The sequence below is a fragment of the Lactobacillus sp. 3B(2020) genome (assembly GCF_013487845.1).
Classification (GTDB): domain Bacteria; phylum Bacillota; class Bacilli; order Lactobacillales; family Lactobacillaceae; genus Limosilactobacillus; species Limosilactobacillus alvi.
Genome location: NZ_CP047410.1, coordinates 1,890,021 through 1,907,072, shown reverse-complemented (window position 1 = coordinate 1,907,072; position 17,052 = coordinate 1,890,021). Strand labels below are relative to the sequence as shown.

14 protein-coding genes, 1 pseudogene and 1 other annotated feature are annotated in these 17,052 nt (G+C 45.4%); of the genes and pseudogenes, 9 read left to right on the top strand and 6 right to left on the bottom strand.

The window, feature by feature from the left end; all coding sequences use genetic code 11:
• Positions 1-539: 539 nt before the first annotated feature.
• The 3 genes and pseudogenes from GTO83_RS09505 to GTO83_RS09495 form a co-directional block, all read right to left on the bottom strand.
• On the bottom strand, positions 540-1,883 hold the full coding sequence (locus GTO83_RS09505) for an aspartate aminotransferase family protein (RefSeq protein WP_180870719.1): 1,344 nt from the start codon (positions 1,881-1,883) through the stop codon (positions 540-542).
• Position 1,884: 1 nt separating this feature from the next.
• Entirely contained in the window at positions 1,885-3,318 is a 1,434-nt protein-coding gene (locus GTO83_RS09500; RefSeq protein ID WP_180870718.1) for an APC family permease, read from the bottom strand.
• A gap of 364 nt (positions 3,319-3,682) precedes the next feature.
• Positions 3,683-4,417, bottom strand: a pseudogene (locus tag GTO83_RS09495) (PTS transporter subunit EIIC); the annotation flags it as partial.
• 324 nt (positions 4,418-4,741) lie between these two features.
• Here GTO83_RS09495 and GTO83_RS09490 point away from each other — a divergent pair.
• The 4 genes from GTO83_RS09490 (at position 4,742) to GTO83_RS09475 (ending at position 7,802) form a co-directional block, all read left to right on the top strand.
• Positions 4,742-5,041 carry a helix-turn-helix transcriptional regulator gene (locus tag GTO83_RS09490; protein ID WP_180870716.1) on the top strand — a complete coding sequence of 100 codons (300 nt, stop codon included), beginning with the start codon at positions 4,742-4,744 and terminating at the stop codon, positions 5,039-5,041.
• A 61-nt stretch (positions 5,042-5,102) separates the two neighbouring features.
• Positions 5,103-6,317, top strand: coding sequence for an NADH:flavin oxidoreductase/NADH oxidase family protein (locus tag GTO83_RS09485; protein ID WP_180870714.1), 1,215 nt, complete (start codon positions 5,103-5,105; stop codon positions 6,315-6,317).
• A 2-nt stretch (positions 6,318-6,319) separates the two neighbouring features.
• A complete protein-coding gene (locus GTO83_RS09480; RefSeq protein WP_180870712.1) occupies positions 6,320-7,012 on the top strand; it encodes a type 1 glutamine amidotransferase domain-containing protein in 693 nt (230 codons plus the stop codon).
• Between the two features lies 1 nt (position 7,013).
• On the top strand, positions 7,014-7,802 hold the full coding sequence (locus tag GTO83_RS09475) for an SDR family oxidoreductase (protein ID WP_180870711.1): 789 nt from the start codon (positions 7,014-7,016) through the stop codon (positions 7,800-7,802).
• A 117-nt stretch (positions 7,803-7,919) separates the two neighbouring features.
• On the opposite strand, the gene GTO83_RS09470 is transcribed toward GTO83_RS09475, so the two are convergent.
• The gene (locus GTO83_RS09470) at positions 7,920-8,795 is read right to left on the bottom strand and encodes an alpha/beta hydrolase (protein ID WP_180870709.1); all 876 of its coding nucleotides are present in this window, start codon (positions 8,793-8,795) and stop codon (positions 7,920-7,922) included.
• A 162-nt stretch (positions 8,796-8,957) separates the two neighbouring features.
• Here GTO83_RS09470 and GTO83_RS09465 point away from each other — a divergent pair, with 162 nt between their 5' ends.
• Positions 8,958-10,127, top strand: a complete 1,170-nt coding sequence (locus tag GTO83_RS09465) for an MFS transporter (protein ID WP_180870707.1) — start codon at positions 8,958-8,960, stop codon at positions 10,125-10,127.
• A 55-nt stretch (positions 10,128-10,182) separates the two neighbouring features.
• Here the strand turns inward: GTO83_RS09465 and GTO83_RS09460 are convergent, their stop codons facing one another.
• Together GTO83_RS09460 and GTO83_RS09455 are read right to left on the bottom strand one after the other, a co-directional pair.
• A complete protein-coding gene (locus tag GTO83_RS09460; RefSeq protein WP_180870705.1) occupies positions 10,183-10,701 on the bottom strand; it encodes a GNAT family N-acetyltransferase in 519 nt (172 codons plus the stop codon).
• Positions 10,702-10,712: 11 nt separating this feature from the next.
• A complete protein-coding gene (locus GTO83_RS09455) occupies positions 10,713-11,315 on the bottom strand; it encodes a glycoside hydrolase family 73 protein (RefSeq protein WP_180870703.1) in 603 nt (200 codons plus the stop codon).
• Positions 11,316-11,483: 168 nt separating this feature from the next.
• Positions 11,484-11,735, top strand: a binding site (T-box leader).
• Between the two features lie 58 nt (positions 11,736-11,793).
• Here GTO83_RS09455 and asnA point away from each other — a divergent pair.
• The 4 genes from asnA (at position 11,794) to GTO83_RS09435 (ending at position 17,013) form a co-directional block, all read left to right on the top strand.
• Positions 11,794-12,804 carry an aspartate--ammonia ligase gene (asnA, locus tag GTO83_RS09450; RefSeq protein WP_180870702.1) on the top strand — a complete coding sequence of 337 codons (1,011 nt, stop codon included), beginning with the start codon at positions 11,794-11,796 and terminating at the stop codon, positions 12,802-12,804.
• 167 nt (positions 12,805-12,971) lie between these two features.
• On the top strand, positions 12,972-15,884 hold the full coding sequence (locus GTO83_RS09445; protein WP_180870701.1) for a DUF3427 domain-containing protein: 2,913 nt from the start codon (positions 12,972-12,974) through the stop codon (positions 15,882-15,884).
• Positions 15,877-16,455, top strand: coding sequence for a phosphatase PAP2 family protein (locus GTO83_RS09440; protein ID WP_180870699.1), 579 nt, complete (start codon positions 15,877-15,879; stop codon positions 16,453-16,455). Before GTO83_RS09445 ends, GTO83_RS09440 begins: the two co-directional genes overlap by 8 nt.
• Before the next feature lie 45 nt (positions 16,456-16,500).
• Entirely contained in the window at positions 16,501-17,013 is a 513-nt protein-coding gene (locus GTO83_RS09435) for a hypothetical protein (RefSeq protein ID WP_180870698.1), read from the top strand.
• Positions 17,014-17,052 lie beyond the last annotated feature (39 nt).

Sequence of the window (17,052 nt, the reverse complement as noted above, 5' to 3'; positions counted from 1 at the left end):
ACCAGTTTGAACTAAAAATGGTTTAGAAAAAAATACCGAACGATGCTGAATTAAAAAATTCGGATCGCGCGGTATTTTTTATATCGTCAAAACTTGAAAGGAGCTAATGGCGTTGAAAATGTTATTAACAAGGTAGTGGGCTAATGCTAATCCTTACAAGTTGGTATATTAGACTGCTAGTAGGTAGAGGTTGGGAAAAAAGCTCCTTGACGGCCTGGTTGGGATAAGAAGAGCGAAGGTTGATTCATTAGAATCGGCCTTTCGTTCGCACTTATCCGTTAAGGCCGTACTTTGGAGCGAACCAGCCAACTGGTTTGGCGTTTGTGAGCCCATGCAAGGCTGAATAGGTTGGTGCGACCGTTAGGGAAGCAACTGCCATTCAGCTACTGCTTTGACCTTAGTTACTAAGTAACATTCGGAGATGACAAAGAGGCCGGAAAGAAACATTAGTTTCTTCCCGGCCTCCTTGTATGGAAGACCTAAAATATTTAGTTATAAATCAATATAATCTGGCTTCGTTAGGAAGTTTTCCGTCGATATTACCAACCCATCTCCTTAGCAGCAGCGGGAAGGGCGAGTTTACCGGCAGCGAGTTCAGCGAAGGCTTGATCAAAGATCTTAAAGACTTGATCAAGTTGTTCCTCGGTGATCACCAGTGGTGGTTGGAAACGAAGGATGTTTCCCCGTAGGCTAATGATGATTGCCCCAAGTTCGAAGACCCGGTAGATTAATTTCGTTGTTGCTTCTTCATCAGGTGCGCCCGTTGCGGGGTTAACGATATCAATCCCGCCATCTAGGCCGTACATCCGAACGCCACCGATGAACGGATACTTTTCCTTGGCGGCTTCAAAGTACGCTTTCGCCTTGGCGCCGAGCTTTTGCGAACGTGCTAGTAAGTGTTCTTTTTCGATAACATCAATCGTTGCTAAAGCCGCGGCACTGGTAACCGGATTTCCAGCAGTCGTGTAAACGTTGGCCGGAGCCCCTAGAGATTCCATAATCGCTTTGCGGCCAATGACGGCACTTAATGGTAAGCCGGAGGCGAGGGACTTCGCCGTTGAAATCATGTCGGGTTCAATTTCCGGGAAGTTTTGGATCGACCACCATTTCCCGGTCCGCCCCATACCTTGGTTAACTTCATCCACCGCAAAGAGAATGCCATGTTCTTTGGCAAAATCATAAATCTTTTGCATGAAGGCGGGAGGCATCATCGCAATTCCCCCGTCCCCTTGAATAGCTTCAATTACAATCACGGCCACTTCATCGGCCGGTAAGTAAGTTTCAAAGGGCTCTTTAAAAGCCTTAAAGTAACGATTAACGAAGTGTTCGTCACTTTCGTCAGCTTCTTGTTCCCACGGAGATGGGAATGGAACCTTAACCACCCCGGGCAACAGGGGACCTAACTTCCGGGTCATGTTTAAGCTTACCCCGGATAAGGTTAAAGATCCATACGTGGAGCCGTGATAAGCCCCGGTAAATGAGACTATGTATTGGCGCCCGGTATAGGCGCGAGCGAACTTAATGATCGCGTCGTTCGCATCGGAACCTGAGTTACCCCAGGCCACCTCTACCGGACCGGACATTGGAGCAATCGCTGCTAATCGCTTCGCGAGCTTAGCAGTCGTACTGTTGGCAAAGTAAGCTGGTGTGTACTGGGTTAGTTTGGCGGCTTGATCTTGGATGGCTTTGACCACGGTCGGGTGGGCGTGACCGGTATTAGTAGCCGAAGCGCTGGCCAAGAGATCAAGGTAGTGATTGCCTTCAACATCGGTTAGGACTGCTCCCTTCCCGTGATCAAGCACCACGTCGAAGTATTTAATACGGGCACAAGTCGCAAAAACATCATTTTCTTGAGCTAATAATTGATGATTACTTCCAGTCATGTTATTTCTCTCCCTTCTTAGCAAGGTATGAGTGACGAATTCCGTATGTGAAGTAGATGATTACCCCGAGGACGAACCAACCACCAGCATAGACCTTAGCTTGGACATCCAAACCCCAGAAAACGAAGAGGGAAGCTAAGAAGCCAAGTATTGGCATTACGGGGTAAAGGGGCATCTTGAAAGCAGGTTCTGGAATATCTTTTCCTTCCCGCTTCCGCAGGGCGTAGATCCCAAGGGAAACGAACATGAAGGCAATTAAAGTTCCGGCAGAAATCAATTGGGACAAGAAAGCAAATGGGAAGAAGGCTCCGATCAAAATAGCGATGATCGCTAAAGTCCATAAAGCCCGGTTAGGCCGGTTTCGAGCATCCAAATTACCAAGGAACTTTGGCAACATGCCATCCCGACCGAAGGAGTAGATCAACCGGGAACCAGCCATGGTCATTCCGATTAAAGCGGTGAACATTCCGAAGACGGCGATGGTTTGAACAACTGAGGCAACGGCTGGGTGACCAGCTGCCCGCAAGGCTAAACCAACTGGTTCGGCTGAGTTAGCATACTTGGTGTAATGCAATACCCCCATCAAGACGAGGGCCACGGCAACGAAGAGAACCACGGCGATTAACAATGATCCCAGGATCCCACGGGGCATCGTCTTTTGCGGATCTTTTGCTTCAGCAGAGTTAGCCGCGATTGAGTCAAATCCAATGTAGGACAGGAAAATCATCGAAACCCCAGCGTAGATCCCTTGCCAACCCCCAAAGGGCCCATTTGGCGTTGGGCGATACTTAGGAATAAATGGGGTGAAGTTAGCTGCCTTGATGGCCGTCATCCCAACAACAATGAACAAGAGAATTGCAAAGACCTTCAAGAGAACCAGGATATTTTCAACCCGGGCGGCTTGGGAAACCCCACGAGAAACTAGGTAGGCGACCAGGGCGATGACACAAAGGGAAATCAGGTCGACCACCCCACCATTAGTTCCAAATGCATTAGAGAGCGAGGCAGGTAACTTTAGGCCAAGTGGTGCAACTAGGGCCCGGAGGTTAGCCGAAAGCCCAGAACCAACAAAGGCGAGGGCAATAAAGTACTCAGCCAAGAGGGCCCAACCGGCAATCCAACCAAAGAATTCCCCGAAAACCACGTTAATCCACGAATAAGCAGATCCAGCAAATGGCATGGCAGCCGCCATTTCAGCATAAGCAAAGGCAACTAATCCTGCCACCACGGCAGCGACTAAGAAAGAAATCGCTACAGATGGACCAGTATGCATGGCAGCCACTTCCCCTGGCAGGGTAAAAATGGACGTGGAAACAATCGTCCCAACCCCGAGGGCCAAGAAATCTCGAACCCGCAGAGTTCGAATTAAATGACTATCCTTATCTTGATATACACTCGGGTTTTCTTTCCGAGTAATGGTTTGCCAAAGACTCATAATAATATCCTCCTTGAAAGCCAACCTATGTGACTTTCGCTTGTAAAATTGGTGATTATGTAAAATGTCATTTTCTCATCAATCTTTAATATAGTTTAGCAAGTCTTAAGAAAGCCGTCAATAAAAGAATTTGAACTTTTTTCTGGCAGGGGTTTCAAAGTTTGGTATTAAAAGAATCTCATTTTTAAAATTATGGACGGCTCTGAGAGGTTGAGGTTGGGAAAAAAGCTCAGCCCCATCCTCCCGCCGAATATTACACAGAAACTACGACCAAATACAAAAGGTGGCCGAAAAACTGGATGTGTTTCTCAGTCGCCGCGGGTTGTTTATATCATTGCCCTAAACCTGGCAAATTTTTCTATTCTTATTTTGGGGTAGCTTTCTTTTCGACTTTCTTTCCCATTTCCATTTGATCGTTGTATCCCCAGACCCAAGTAACGATAAAGGAAACGACAATGGGCTGCGATACTAGAAAGTAAGAAAGCATAGAAACTAGTTAATTGGGTTGGGTGAGCCGGGTTAAAGATCATTTGCAGATAACTTGGGAGGTGTTCTTTAAGCCAGTCGCCCAATTTTTAGCCAGCCAAGCCGCCAAAATCATTGGGAAGATGGAGTAAGTGTAGTTTAAGAATTGGAACTTAAAGCCCTTTCCCCAAGTAACTAATTGCGGATAGGTAAGGACACCCCCGATCACGGCAGCCACAATTGGATCCCCACCCAACCGTTTAGCCGCTGCATAACCAACTAAGACCGGCAAAAAGTAAAAGGCCGAGTCAGCCATGGCGCTAATGGAAAGATACATAACGGACTTTGTGTTTAATAGGGCCCCTAATTGAGGAAGTGTCAACAAGGCTAATAACCCTTTGATGATCCCGGAAGCCGCGATGACCCCCACGACCGGGCTCATGGAACCGGTAATAACCCCAATTAGGTTGTTAAAGGCTCGTGAAATTGGGCTTTTACCGTTATTAGCTGGGGTTTGATCTGCGGGAGCATCGGCCAAGTTAGGGGGTTGCTTCATCACGGCATCATAGACATCGGTGACTTCATTGCCGATTACGACTTGGTATTGGCCTTGGGCGTGCATAATGTCGATGACCGACAGCATGGCAAGGTAAGGCGGTTTCCAAGTTAATTGGTAATTACCCAACGGCGATTACCAAGTTGAGTTCGACAATTACGTTGCAACCATACGAAAATTTAGCTCTTAAGGGATAAGTATGCTACTTGATCAAGTTCCGCTGAAAATCATTCTGGTGATTAGCATGACAGCTAGCAAACTATTATAAAGTTAGTTTTTGCTTGCTGATGCCTATCACCGTGGGTTTTTAGGGGGCTTTTTTATTTGCATCGGTTGGGGTTGTCAAAGGGGCAAATTTATGTTTTAATACGTTTAAACATTTAAACGCAAAGGAGGGGGAATATGGAAAAAGAGCGAATCTTGGCAGCTTTTAATGCGGTGATGCCCGTGTTTGCGATCTTTCAGGATCAACGGCGCCAGGAATTAATGACCGAACTTTGTTGCAAGGGGGAGCTGACTGTAAACGAATTAACGGCCTTGGTTGCGCTTTCCCGTCCGGCGGTATCGCACCATTTAAAATTAATGCTAGATGCGGGAGTTATTACTGTCCGCCAAGTAGGGGTCGAACGCCGTTACCAACCAAACATGGCTCCAATCATCAAGCAACTTAAGACACTAACGGCCGCCTTGGAAGCTAATTAGGCCGTTTATTTTTTAGAGCTTTAGTTTAAAAGTTTAAACCTTTAATCGAAAGGATGATTAGATGCAAAGTATGCAAAAATTAAGGTTAAAAAATGGTTTAGTGATCAAAAATCGGGTGGCCAAGGCAGCTACCAGTGAAACAATGGGGGATCGTCGGGGAAATCCCCAAGCAGTGTTGCTGAATTACTATCGTAAATTAGTAACGGGTGGGAGTGGTTTGATCATTTCCGGGAACGTGATGGTTGACCGCACGGCCCGTGGCGAGATGGGCAATGTTATTGTTGATAAGCAAACTGATCCCCAATTACTAGCCAAGTGGGCCCAAATTGGGGAAAGTAATGGGAGCCATCTCTGGTTACAATTAAACCATCCGGGGCGGCAAGCCCCCAAAACAGTTAATAAGCAACCGGTGGCGCCGAGCGCGATTCCCCTAACCGGGCCGAATGCCTTTGCCTTTAATCCTCCGCGTGAATTAACTTTACCGGAGATTCAACAGATTGTTCAACGCTTTGTAACAGCGGCCATGATCGCCGAACAAGCTGGCTTTTCAGGAGTCGAAATTCATGCGGCTCACGGTTATCTGTTAAGTCAATTTCTATCACCAAAAGTTAATCACCGGACCGATCAGTATGGAGGAAGTTTAGCAAACCGGATGCGGATTATTACTGAAATCTATGATGGAATTCGCGCCCGTACCAAACCAAATTTTGCGGTTGCGATTAAGATTAACGCGGGTGATTTTACTCCAGGCGGATTTACGGCGACGGAATCGTTAGCAGTTATTCGTCAATTAGCCGCCCGGGGCATTGATTTAGTTGAAATCTCGGGGGGTTCTTACGAGAATCCTAAAATGATGGGGACAGGAAAGGGACCGCTGTTTGTGGAATACGCCCGGAAAGTTAAGGCCGCCGTGACGGTCCCTGTAATGGTTACGGGAGGTTTTAGGACGGCCAGCGGCATTGAAAAGGCCGTGGCCACCGGGGCGGCCGACCTGGTAGGATTAGCGCGGGCCTTAGTTTTGGAGCCTAATCTCCCAAATAAACTAGCAGTTGGCGCCTTTACGGCGGTAGCGATCCCCCATTTTTCGACAGGAAGTGCTAAACTTGATGCTAAAGTAGGCTCGTTGATCGGGTTAGCTTACTATGAGCAACAAATGCGGCGATTGGGAAGGCATCAGTCGGTTAAGCGCCCCAAAACAGCCTGGCCAATTTTAATGTATGCAATGCGATACCAAGGATTGGCTGCCTTGGTGCCCCAACGAGGAACGGAGATATGACCATGAAAAAAGTATTAGTCGTTGAGACAAACCAAGCTACCTATGGTGCCCGGAAGGAAGCCACCGGGTTATGGTTGGGAGAGACGACCGAATTTATTACCCAGTTGCAAGCTACAGGTTGGCAGGTTGATTATGTTAGTCCCCGGGGTGGCTATGTCCCAGTTGATCCGCGTAGTTTGAAGTACTTAGATGCTGCGGGTTGGCGGTGCTATCAAGATCCAGCCTTTCAAAAAGTGGCCCTAGCGCGGACGCAGGCTCCTGAACAAGTTGATCCCACAAAGTATACAGCGATCTATTTTGCTGGCGGGCATGGGGTCATGTGGGATTTTCCAACTAATCGTCAATTGCAGGTGATTGCAGAAGTCATTTATCAAAATGGCGGGTACGTTACTTCCGTCTGCCATGGGATTGCGGGCCTGTTTAACCTTAAACTGCCCAACGGAACCCCGTTAATTGCCGGCAAACGGGTGACCGGTTTTACAAGGGCGGAAGAAGTTTTAGCCGGTAAACGCCGGCTAGTGCCCTTCTTAAATCAAAACTTAGCCCAGCAAAAAGGAGCTAAGTTCGTCAAACGCCGTGCCTATGCCCAATTTGCAGTCACCGATGGCCGATTAATTACTGGGCAAAATCCTTTTTCAGCGACTGCGGTTGCTAAAAAACTCTTAGTGGCAATTAATCAGGAAGGGAGTAATTAAGATGACCGTAGCTTTAATTACTGGAGCAACTGGTGGTTTAGGCCGCGCTTTGGCCCATGAACATGCTAAGCGGGGTGGTGACCTTATTTTAGTTGGTCGGAACCAAATGAAACTAGCAAGTCTTAAGGCACAACTGCACGTGGCTTACCCGCTTGTATTAATTGAAACGATCCAAGCTGACTTTGCCAAGGGTGGTCAGGTTCAACAAGTCTTTGATGCTGTGCAAACGTTAGGCTGGCAAGTTGATTACTTAATTAATAATGCTGGTTTTGGCGGTCAGGGGAAATTTATTTCCCGGGAAAAGGAAGCTGATCTGACAATGTTGCGGGTTAATGCGGCAGTCCCAACAGCTTTCATGAAGCTCTTCTTACCATTAATGGTTAAGCAAGGTTATGGCCACGTTTTAAACGTCTCGTCTGCGGCCGCTTTTTTCCCAGGGCCGGAAATGGCAGAATATTATGCCACTAAAGCTTACTTAACCTCCTTAGGAAATGCCATTTGGCAAGAAATGAAAGCAACTAGGGTAACGGTCACAACCTTAATGCCGGGACCAATGGAAACTGGCTTTGCGACGGCCGGTGACTTAACCACCACGAAGCTTTTTAAACCGGGAACCGGTGCTGACCCAGCTTTAATTGCTAAGGTAGGTTACGAGGGGATGTTAGCTGGAAAATTAAATGTTGTGGCTGGTTTACCAAGCTGGGCCAAAGTTAGTGCCAAGCTTTACCCGCTTTTGCCAAAGCGCCTTGTCCTAAAGGTGATTGAGAATTTGCAGACGAAGAAAAAATAGCGAACAGAAAATAAAGACCACTAATTAAAGGTTAAAAGGTAGTTGACAGGAGTTGACTTGCCTGCCGTCCAACTTAACCTCATTAGTGGTCTTTTAATGATATTTAAATTTGTTACCTCACTTTTCCCAAATAAACTTAACCAATGCCCGGTCAACTTGCTTGTTTTCGTGTAGCTTACTGTGTTGCCCCATCTTACCCTTGATTTCGAGTTCTTGATAAGATTTAGCTCGGTTATTAAGTAGCCACCGGAGGGACTTTGAAGAAACGTTTGGCACCGTTCCATCGGAATTAGAGCCGTCCTCGAGGTTTCCGTAAATATTTAAGACTTTGATTTGTTGTGGGAAGGTATTCCGAAGGGTAATTAAACCGGCATACTCAGGTAACTGCTGCGAAGGTTCTCCAGTTTTAGGGTTGAGAGTAACCTTATTAGCACCTTTTTCAACTTCGAGGCCATTCCAGTGCCCGGCAATATCAACTAATTTTTGGATTTGCGGGAGCTTGGGATCAGCACCGTGATTCCGTAAATAGTAATATACCTGCAAGTTTCCCATTGAATGGGCAACGATATTAACCTTGGTGAAACCGAATTTCTTTTGCGTTGCGGCTAAAACATCAAAGACGTAGTTACTACTCTTTGAATAGCCGTCCGAAATTGATTTTTCACCGAGGTTGGTACTTTTGTTGTTGGCCAAATTAACTTCAATGATCGGATTTTTAGTTCCCCGCTTGATATTACCTTGCCAAGTAACCTTGCCGTTTTTAGCAACGTTTGCTCGGACAATGGTATTAGTTACCCCATGATCTTTTGCATAGTGGGTCATTTGCTGTTCCGCCCGGTAGGAACTCCCCCAACCATGGAAGAAAATAGTGGGGGTGGTTGAAGAAACGTAACTAGTGCTTTCTTTAACTTTTTGGGCATGACAAGCAGTCGCCAAACTAGTTGTAACTATGACCGCAACAACGACGGTTAACCAACGCCATAAGTTTCTCATTTTAAGTATCGCTCCTTAATTTACTTTTGCTAAAATAATCGCCCCATGGCCGGAAAAAAGTCAAGTCAAAGGGGTTGAAACTTGCTACTAAAGTCGTTAATGTATACTGAGTGTCATTAAACGGAATAAAAAACTTTTTATATCAAATTGGGAGGAGCTTTTATGCGCAAAGAGCAATTACGGGCAATCATTTTTGTGATGGTTGCTTTTATGTTGGGCTGTAACGAGTATGTGATCGTTGGGGTTTTGCCGGATGTGGCAAAGGAATACCACGTTTCCCTAGCTTCCCTTGGGTATGTGGTAACCATCTTCGCTTTCGTTTATGCTTTAACAACCCCATTAATTACTTCTTTAGCAAACCGTTGGCCCCGTCACCGGGTTCTTTTTACTTTAATTGTGATCTTTTTAATGGGAAATACTTGGACGGCGATGGCTACAAATTATTGGTCCTTAATTTTATCGCGGATGTTGACCGCCACGGTTGCCGGGGCGATTATCTCACTAGTCTTGGTAATTGCCTCCTTTGTGGCGCGACCGGAAAAACGAGCCAGTTTAGTTTCCTGGATCTTCGCTGGTTTTAGTATTGCTTCCGTTATTGGAGTACCGATTGGAACGCTAGTTAGTCAACATTTAACCTGGCATGATAGTTTCTGGTTAATTACTTGGTTGACCTTAATCGTGATGATCTTATTATTCTGGTTAGTTCCCCGGGATACTCCGCAAGTTAAGGGGCACATGGCGGATCAATTTGTGATCTTTAAGGATCGACGGGTTTTAGTCGGAATCTTTTTTATCGTGGCAGTTTGTGCGGCTGATTATACCTTCTATACCTATATTCGACCGTTGATTACGAATGTTTTAGGTTTTAATGATACTTGGCTAAATTGGCTTTTGCTTGTAATGGGGGTCTTCTTCATTATTGGGAATAAGTTTGGGGGCGTTTTGGCTAATAATGGTGGGGTTAAAAAGCTCCCTTGGATGTACGTTGCGATGACCATCCTCTTAGTTTTAATGGCCCCATCTTTTGGTTGGCCCTGGTTAACAATCGCCATTATCGCTTTGGTATGTATTGCTTTGGCCGGTTACGGAGCCTCAACTCAGTTAATGTTTTTAAATATTGCCGAAAAAGAATATCCTCAAGCCTTGGATTTAGCTTCATCGTTAAACTCGATTTTTGCCAATATTGGGATTTCCCTAGGATCCTTAACGGCAGCCGAAACGGTTCAATTCCTGGGTTTGACCAAGGTTGGTTATGTTGCTGCCATCTACGGGGTAATTGCCACGATTTTAGTTATTTTAGCGGCTAAGTGGCGGGATGTTAAGGTGAAATAGCTGAAAAAAGGAGCTAAGGAATAAGTTTCCCCCTAGCTCCTTTTTACGTCGTTTACTATAAGTTGAGCTCAAACCCCAACCGTTCGGGGTGAACCGGTTCGTTAACCTTGATTATTCCCCGGTACTCGAAGCCAGCTTGTTTGGCAATGGTTTGCATGGCCTGATTGAGATGGTAAGTATCAACACGGAAGTTGTGAATTCCTTGGCTAAGGCCAATGGTAATGGCGTTACTGAAAAGATACTTACTAAAGCCTTGCCCAAGATAATGCTCACTAATTGCTACCCGGTGTAAAGTGATGTATGGATCATTGGGTTTTATCCAAGCACCATCAATAGCTCCATAAGTTGGCTCTTCCCCGGGAATAATGGCAACATAGCCAGCAACTTCGTGATTAGCTCGGAGCACCCAACCATGGTGATTAATGATATCATTTTGAATACTATTTTCATTCGGGTAGCCGGTTTGCCATTGGGGTGAACCGGCTTTTTTAAGGCGAGCTTTAGCGTCGGCGATAATTTGACAAATTGCCTTTAGGTCGGTCATTTGCGCCTTGGTTAAATGTGGGATTGGCATCCAATCACTCCTTAGTAATTAAAATTATCGTACTGGTTTAGCTTAAATTTTTTAATTGCGTAGATCAACTTAGCTGCGTAATCCGGATCAGTAGCGTAGCCATTTTTCTGGAGTTCATAAGCCGCAGTTTGATAATTCTTGGCTTTGGTTACCCCTTTAAACCGATCATGATTATCGATGGTGCCATTTAAGATTAGTTTAGCATGAGCGTTAATTGAAGCTTGCCATGATTGGTAGACCGCAAAATACTGTTTAACCGTTTTGGTTTTGCCATTAATCGTCTCTTTTGTGTACATTTTGACGCGTTTTTGTTTGCCAGAAGCTTTCATCCCAAAGAGATTATTGTATTTGTAAGCAAGTTTAGCCCGCCCCCAGTCAGATTCAATACCGGCTTGGGCGATAATAATGCTAGCGGGGATGTGATACTTCTTTTGTTCGGCTTTAGCAGCCGGGGCAATTTCTTTTATAAACTGCTTAACCGTCATTTGAGTCGGATGAGATTCCATTTTGGGTTGGGGTTGTTGTTGACGGTTAACTAGGAAAATGGTTAACCCAGCTAACAGGCCAACCGCCACTAGGCCAATCATAATACTAAAAATCGTTTTGCGTTTCATGATAGTTCCTTTCTCGTAATCGGTTTAATTATACCGAGATTCGTGAGTAGCGAATAGATTAAATTAGCTTTGTAGGATTTTTCGAAGGTTTTCTTCACGAAAAATTAAAAAAATTCAATTTGGGGGTTGCAATTTCACGGAGCTTAGTTAAAATAAGATTAACAAATTTAAAAAACGATGAGAAAGACGAGTAGCCTTATTATTTCGGACAGTGACTCGGGGATGGTGTGAACCCGGGCGACCCTGGTAAAGTGAAAAACCCTTTCAAAGTTGCCACCCCAAACGTTTTGCGAAGTAGGCGTGGCCGTCACCGGAACGTTACCACCGGGAGAGTATGTTAGTACTCGATTTTGAGGTGGCCTGGGTATTACCCCCAGGCAACTAGGGTGGTACCGCGGAAAGAAGCCTTTCGTCCCTTGAGTTAGCAAGGGGTGAAAGGCTTTTATTTTTCATCCGGTTAAAAATGGAGGCAATCATTATGACTTTAATTTTACCTAAGGATTACGATGCTAAATTATCAATTCGTGAAACCGAAGATGCTATTCGTTATATCCGGGAAACCTTCCAGGATGAACTTTCCGCAGAATTAAACTTACAACGGATGTCCGCGCCGATGTTTGTCGATAAGGCTAGTGGGCTTAACGATGATTTGAACGGGGTGGAAGAACCAGTCCACTTTACGGCTAAAGATTTACCAGGCGAACGCATCGAGGTCGTTCACTCCTTAGCTAAATGGAAGCGGATGGCTTTAAAACGATACGGCTTTGGGATGCACGAAGGTCTTTACACTAACATGAACGCCATTCGTAAAGATGAAGATATGGATAACTTCCATTCCATCTATGTTGATCAATGGGACTGGGAAAAGGTAATTGCCAAAGAAGAACGAACGGAAGCAACTTTGAAAGCTACCGTTAAGCAGATTTTTAAGGTTATCAAGCACATGGAACACGAAGTTTGGTATAAGTATCCTCAGGCAGTCTACCATTTACCAGATGAGATCCACTTTGTAACAACGCAAGAATTAGAAGATCGTTGGCCAGCCTTAACGCCAATGGAGCGGGAAGATGCCATTGCAAAGGAATTAGGTTGTGTCTTTGTGATGAAGATTGGTGATAAGCTGAAGCGGTCTGGGAAACGCCATGATGGTCGTGCACCCGACTATGATGACTGGGCTTTGAACGGAGACATCATTTTCTGGTATGAACCGTTGCAATGTAAATTAGAAATCTCAAGCATGGGGATTCGGGTTTCTGAAGAATCCTTAACAGCTCAATTAAAGAAGGCTGGGGCTGAAGAACGAGCTAAATTACCATTCCATAAGGCTTTATTGGCTGGAGAACTACCATATACAATTGGTGGGGGGATTGGTCAATCTCGTTTATGCATGTTACTGCTTGGTAAGGCTCATGTGGGTGAAGTTCAAGCTAGTCTCTGGCCAGCGGAAATGCGTAAGCAATGTGAACAAGCTGGTATTCATTTGTTGTAAAATTTGTGGGTGCGGCAAACGAAGTGAAAAAATGAATCTTTCCTAAACAATATCGATGGGAGGCCGGGCAGAAACACACGTTTCTGCCCGGCCTCTTTGTCATCTCGTTGTTTTCAGGAAAACGGCTTTCCCTTATAATAATGAAGATATATAAAGGGAGGATTAACATGGAAGCGTGGCAAAGTGATGAGTTTCAAGCAGCGATTGTTAATGGCTTAGTTGACCAAAAATTAGGGCAGGCTAGTTTAAACTTTGGCCCGACATTGTTGGATAATCAAACGAGCCCAACTTGGGTCACCTTGCGTCATGAACTTTTAACTTGTCACCATTTTCGGTTTGCAGTGGCCTTCATTACTGATGCTATGGTTTCTAATCTGAAACCCATAATCCGGGAATTATCAGGTAAGGGAATTAAGGGCGAGATCCTGACTGCTACTTATTTAAACTTTAACCAGCCCAAGGTTTTTCAAGAATTAATGAAGTTACCGAATGTGACCGTCAAAATTGCGAGTGGGGATGGTTTTCACCAAAAGGGGTATTGGTTTGACCATGGTGATTATGCAACCCTCCTGGTCGGAAGCGCCAACTTAACGGCAAATGCGATGCTTGGACGAAACCAAGAATTAACCCTCCGACTTGATTCGCGAACGCAAGGAAGCTTTACTAATCAGTTTACCACGGCTTTTCAACACTTTTGGGAATCGGCCATCCCACTAACGGCAACTTGGTTAGCAGATTATGCGGCTCACTACCAACCACTTAGTGTCCCGAAGCCAAACTCAGTCGCCAAGCCAGTGATCCACCCCAATTCGATGCAAAAACAGGCCACAACTGAAATCGAAAAGCTTCGGCAAGCTGGTCAACCCCGGGCACTTGTGATTTCGGCAACGGGGACGGGAAAAACATACTTAGCTGCCTTTGCGGTCCAAGCAGCCCGGCCCCACCGCCTCCTTTTTGTTGCCCACCGGGAACAAATTCTCCAAAAAGCCAAGGCCAGTTTCCAGACCATTTTAGGTGGCCCAGCTAGTGATTACGGCCTTTACACGGGGCGTGAACATCAAATCGGGGCCAAATACCTCTTTGCGACTGTCCAAGCCTTGAGCCGGAACCTCGCAAATTTTGCTCCGACCGCCTTTGACTACCTAATCATTGATGAAGTTCATCACGCCGGGGCAGCAACTTACCAAACCTTAATGGATTATTTTCATCCGCAATTTTGTTTGGGGTTGACGGCGACGCCTGAGCGAACGGATGACACCAGTATCTTCGAACTCTTCAATTATCAAGTTGCCTACGAAATTCGTCTGCAAGCGGCCTTGGAAGCGGAGATGTTAGTCCCCTTCCACTACGTTGGGATTGCTGACTATCATTTTAAAGTCGCTAAGGATAATCAGCGGGTTATGAAGTACTTGGAACGTTTTAGTGACGGGGGTCATCATCAAGCGGATGTCCAGGCGGTCAAACTCTTAACGTCAGACGAACGGGTGGCTTACCTACTTGAGCAAACCGCATACTATGGTTATGCCGGGGAACAACTCCACGGCTTAATTTTTTGTGCCAGTGTACTTGAAGCGAACGAACTAGCCCAGGCGCTCAATCGCCATGGGCATCCAGCAGCAGCCCTAAGTGGGGAGGATTCAATTGCTCACCGCCAGCAATTGGTGGCCCAATTAACGGCGGGACAAGTGGAATATTTAGTGACGGTTGATATTTTTAATGAAGGAATTGATATCCCCTGTGTTAATCAGGTGGTTTTTTTGCGAAATACTAGCTCACCAATTGTCTATCAGCAACAACTCGGCCGTGGTCTGCGTAAGTTCCCAGGGAAGGATTATCTAATGGTCCTTGATTTTATTGGTAACTTTAAGCATAACTACCTCCTGCCCTTAGTCTTGACCGGGGATACAAGTGGCAATCTCGATGCTACCCGGACAACGATTAACGGCCAAACTTTAATTGGTCAGTCAACAATTAACTTTGAACCGGTGGCCAAATCGCGGGTTTTGGCGGCCTTAAACCAGGTCCATTTAACGGCTTTAAGCCGGCTGCGCCCCCAATACCGCGCTTTAAAGCAACGACTGGGCCAGATCCCATCGTTAATGGACTTTGTACGTTTTCAAGTGGCCGATCCATTGGTGATTTCAACCAGCGGGCCCGTGAAAAACTATCCCCAATTTTTGATAAAAATGGGTGAGACAATTGAACTTTCCGATTACCAGGATCGGGTCCTTACCTTTATTACGGCTGAACTTTTAAATGGCAAGCGCCGACAGGAATTATTGTTACTGCAAGCACTCCTACAAACCAACCAGGTGAGTGATCAACAATACCAAGCAATTTTAGCGAACGCTCATTGTTTACGGGATGAATTTACTTTACGTTCCGTGCGCAAAGTATTAGCCTTAACCTACTTTGCTTTGCGGGCCCGACCAACGCGGACGGATTATGGGGAGTTGCCGATTGTAACTTATCAAAATGGGAGTTATTACTGGGGAGACCAGGTAAGAAGGGAACTTCAAAAGCCGCAATTCAAAGCCTGGGTGACCGATTTAGTAGCCGTTGGTTTAGCCCTTGCCCAAGCTTACTTACCAGATCAAGCCTTTACTCCGGGTAAAAAATATACCCGGAAAGATGCGGTACGCTTGATTAATAACCCGAAGAATCTGAATGCTCAAATAGTCAGTGGTTACTACTTTACCAATGAAGCTAGTGGCCTCCATGAGGGAATCTTTTTTGTTTCCTATCATAAACGGCGCGGGATCCGCAAGGAAATTGACTACCAAAACGAATTTCTCGGTCACCAGGCGTTACGCTTTTTCCTAAACGGGAAGGATATCAGACCAGGGGCGAAGAATGTCCAACGCCTAATAAGTGGACGGGATCGCCTCCACCTCTTTGTGCAGCGATCCAACGCCACTGATCAGAAGAACTACTACTATTTAGGAACCTGTCACTACCAAACGGGAAGTTTGCAGAAGGTGACCTATGACAACCTTACCCGTTTAGCCATTAATCTGGAGTTTGATCGGCCAGTTAGTGATTATCTGTTGCAATTATTAATGGAGGATGACGATGATTAAAGATTGGTTGGATTTACTTTTAGGGGGTGGGGGGTTAATCTGCTTGATGATTTTGATTGCCAAATCACCAACCTTTGAAGTGTATGATGCACAACTTCACCAAAAGTTAGTCCGCAAAAACCAAAATTCCTTCTGGCGCTTTGTTGCTTGGATCAACCAGCCAATTTTAATGGTTGGCTGGTGTTTTTTATTAGCATTTGTTCAATTAGTGACAAATGGTTGGGGGAAGTTTTGTTGGGTTTTGGCCGGGCTCGGCTTTGCTAACGTGATCGGAATTATCATTAAAAACACCCTCCGCCGGGAACGCCCTAGAGGCCACCTAGCTCATGATGATGACTTTAGCTTTCCTAGTGGCCACGTTTTGGGGACAACGGTGATGGCTTTGATGCTTTGGCAACTTTATGGCTCGACACTTTGGTTAGCATTGACGTTAGTGATTTGGTGGAGCTTAGTTGCGCTTTGTCGCTTAACCCTACGGGCGCATTATCCTAGTGATGTTTTAGGTGCAACCTTACTAGCGATTAGTTGGTTGGGGGCTTTAAACCTAATTGTGGCTTTAATCTGGGGATGATTACGATTATAATGAAAAGAAACTAAGGGATAAAAGAGGTAAATTATGGACGCACAATTAATCCAGTTTCATATCACACCCCAATTAGACGCAGAAGAAAATGCCGGCTTACAATTGGGTGAAAATAGTGGCTTTAATCTTGAGTTTGTGGCTCTCAAAAAGTATGTGGCCGAAGATATGAAGGGGGTGCCCGTCTTTCGGCGAGAATACCGCCGGAAGTTAGCCCATGTGGTAGATCAATTTAACGAGTACTTCCAATGGCATGCCGATAAGGCTTCCAAGATGAAGCACTTCCGGGATAGCTTTGGGAAAATGGAGGATCTTAGCGACTCCGTAAAGTATTTGGTCAGCCTCTTAAAAAGCGAATTCATTGTTGCGGGTGAATTAGAATTAACCGAGGTGCGATTGACAGGAGAATTTTCCGTTTATGCATCTGGTAATGATAGTGAATTAAAACAACACGCGATGGAAGTAAAGAATGCCTCAATTGCACATTTTGTAACTAAACAGCAGGCACCAACGACCTCGATTTTACAAAATGAAAAGTTTGATGATTAATTGTTGTAAACCGATTAACAAATTAATAAAACTTTGTAA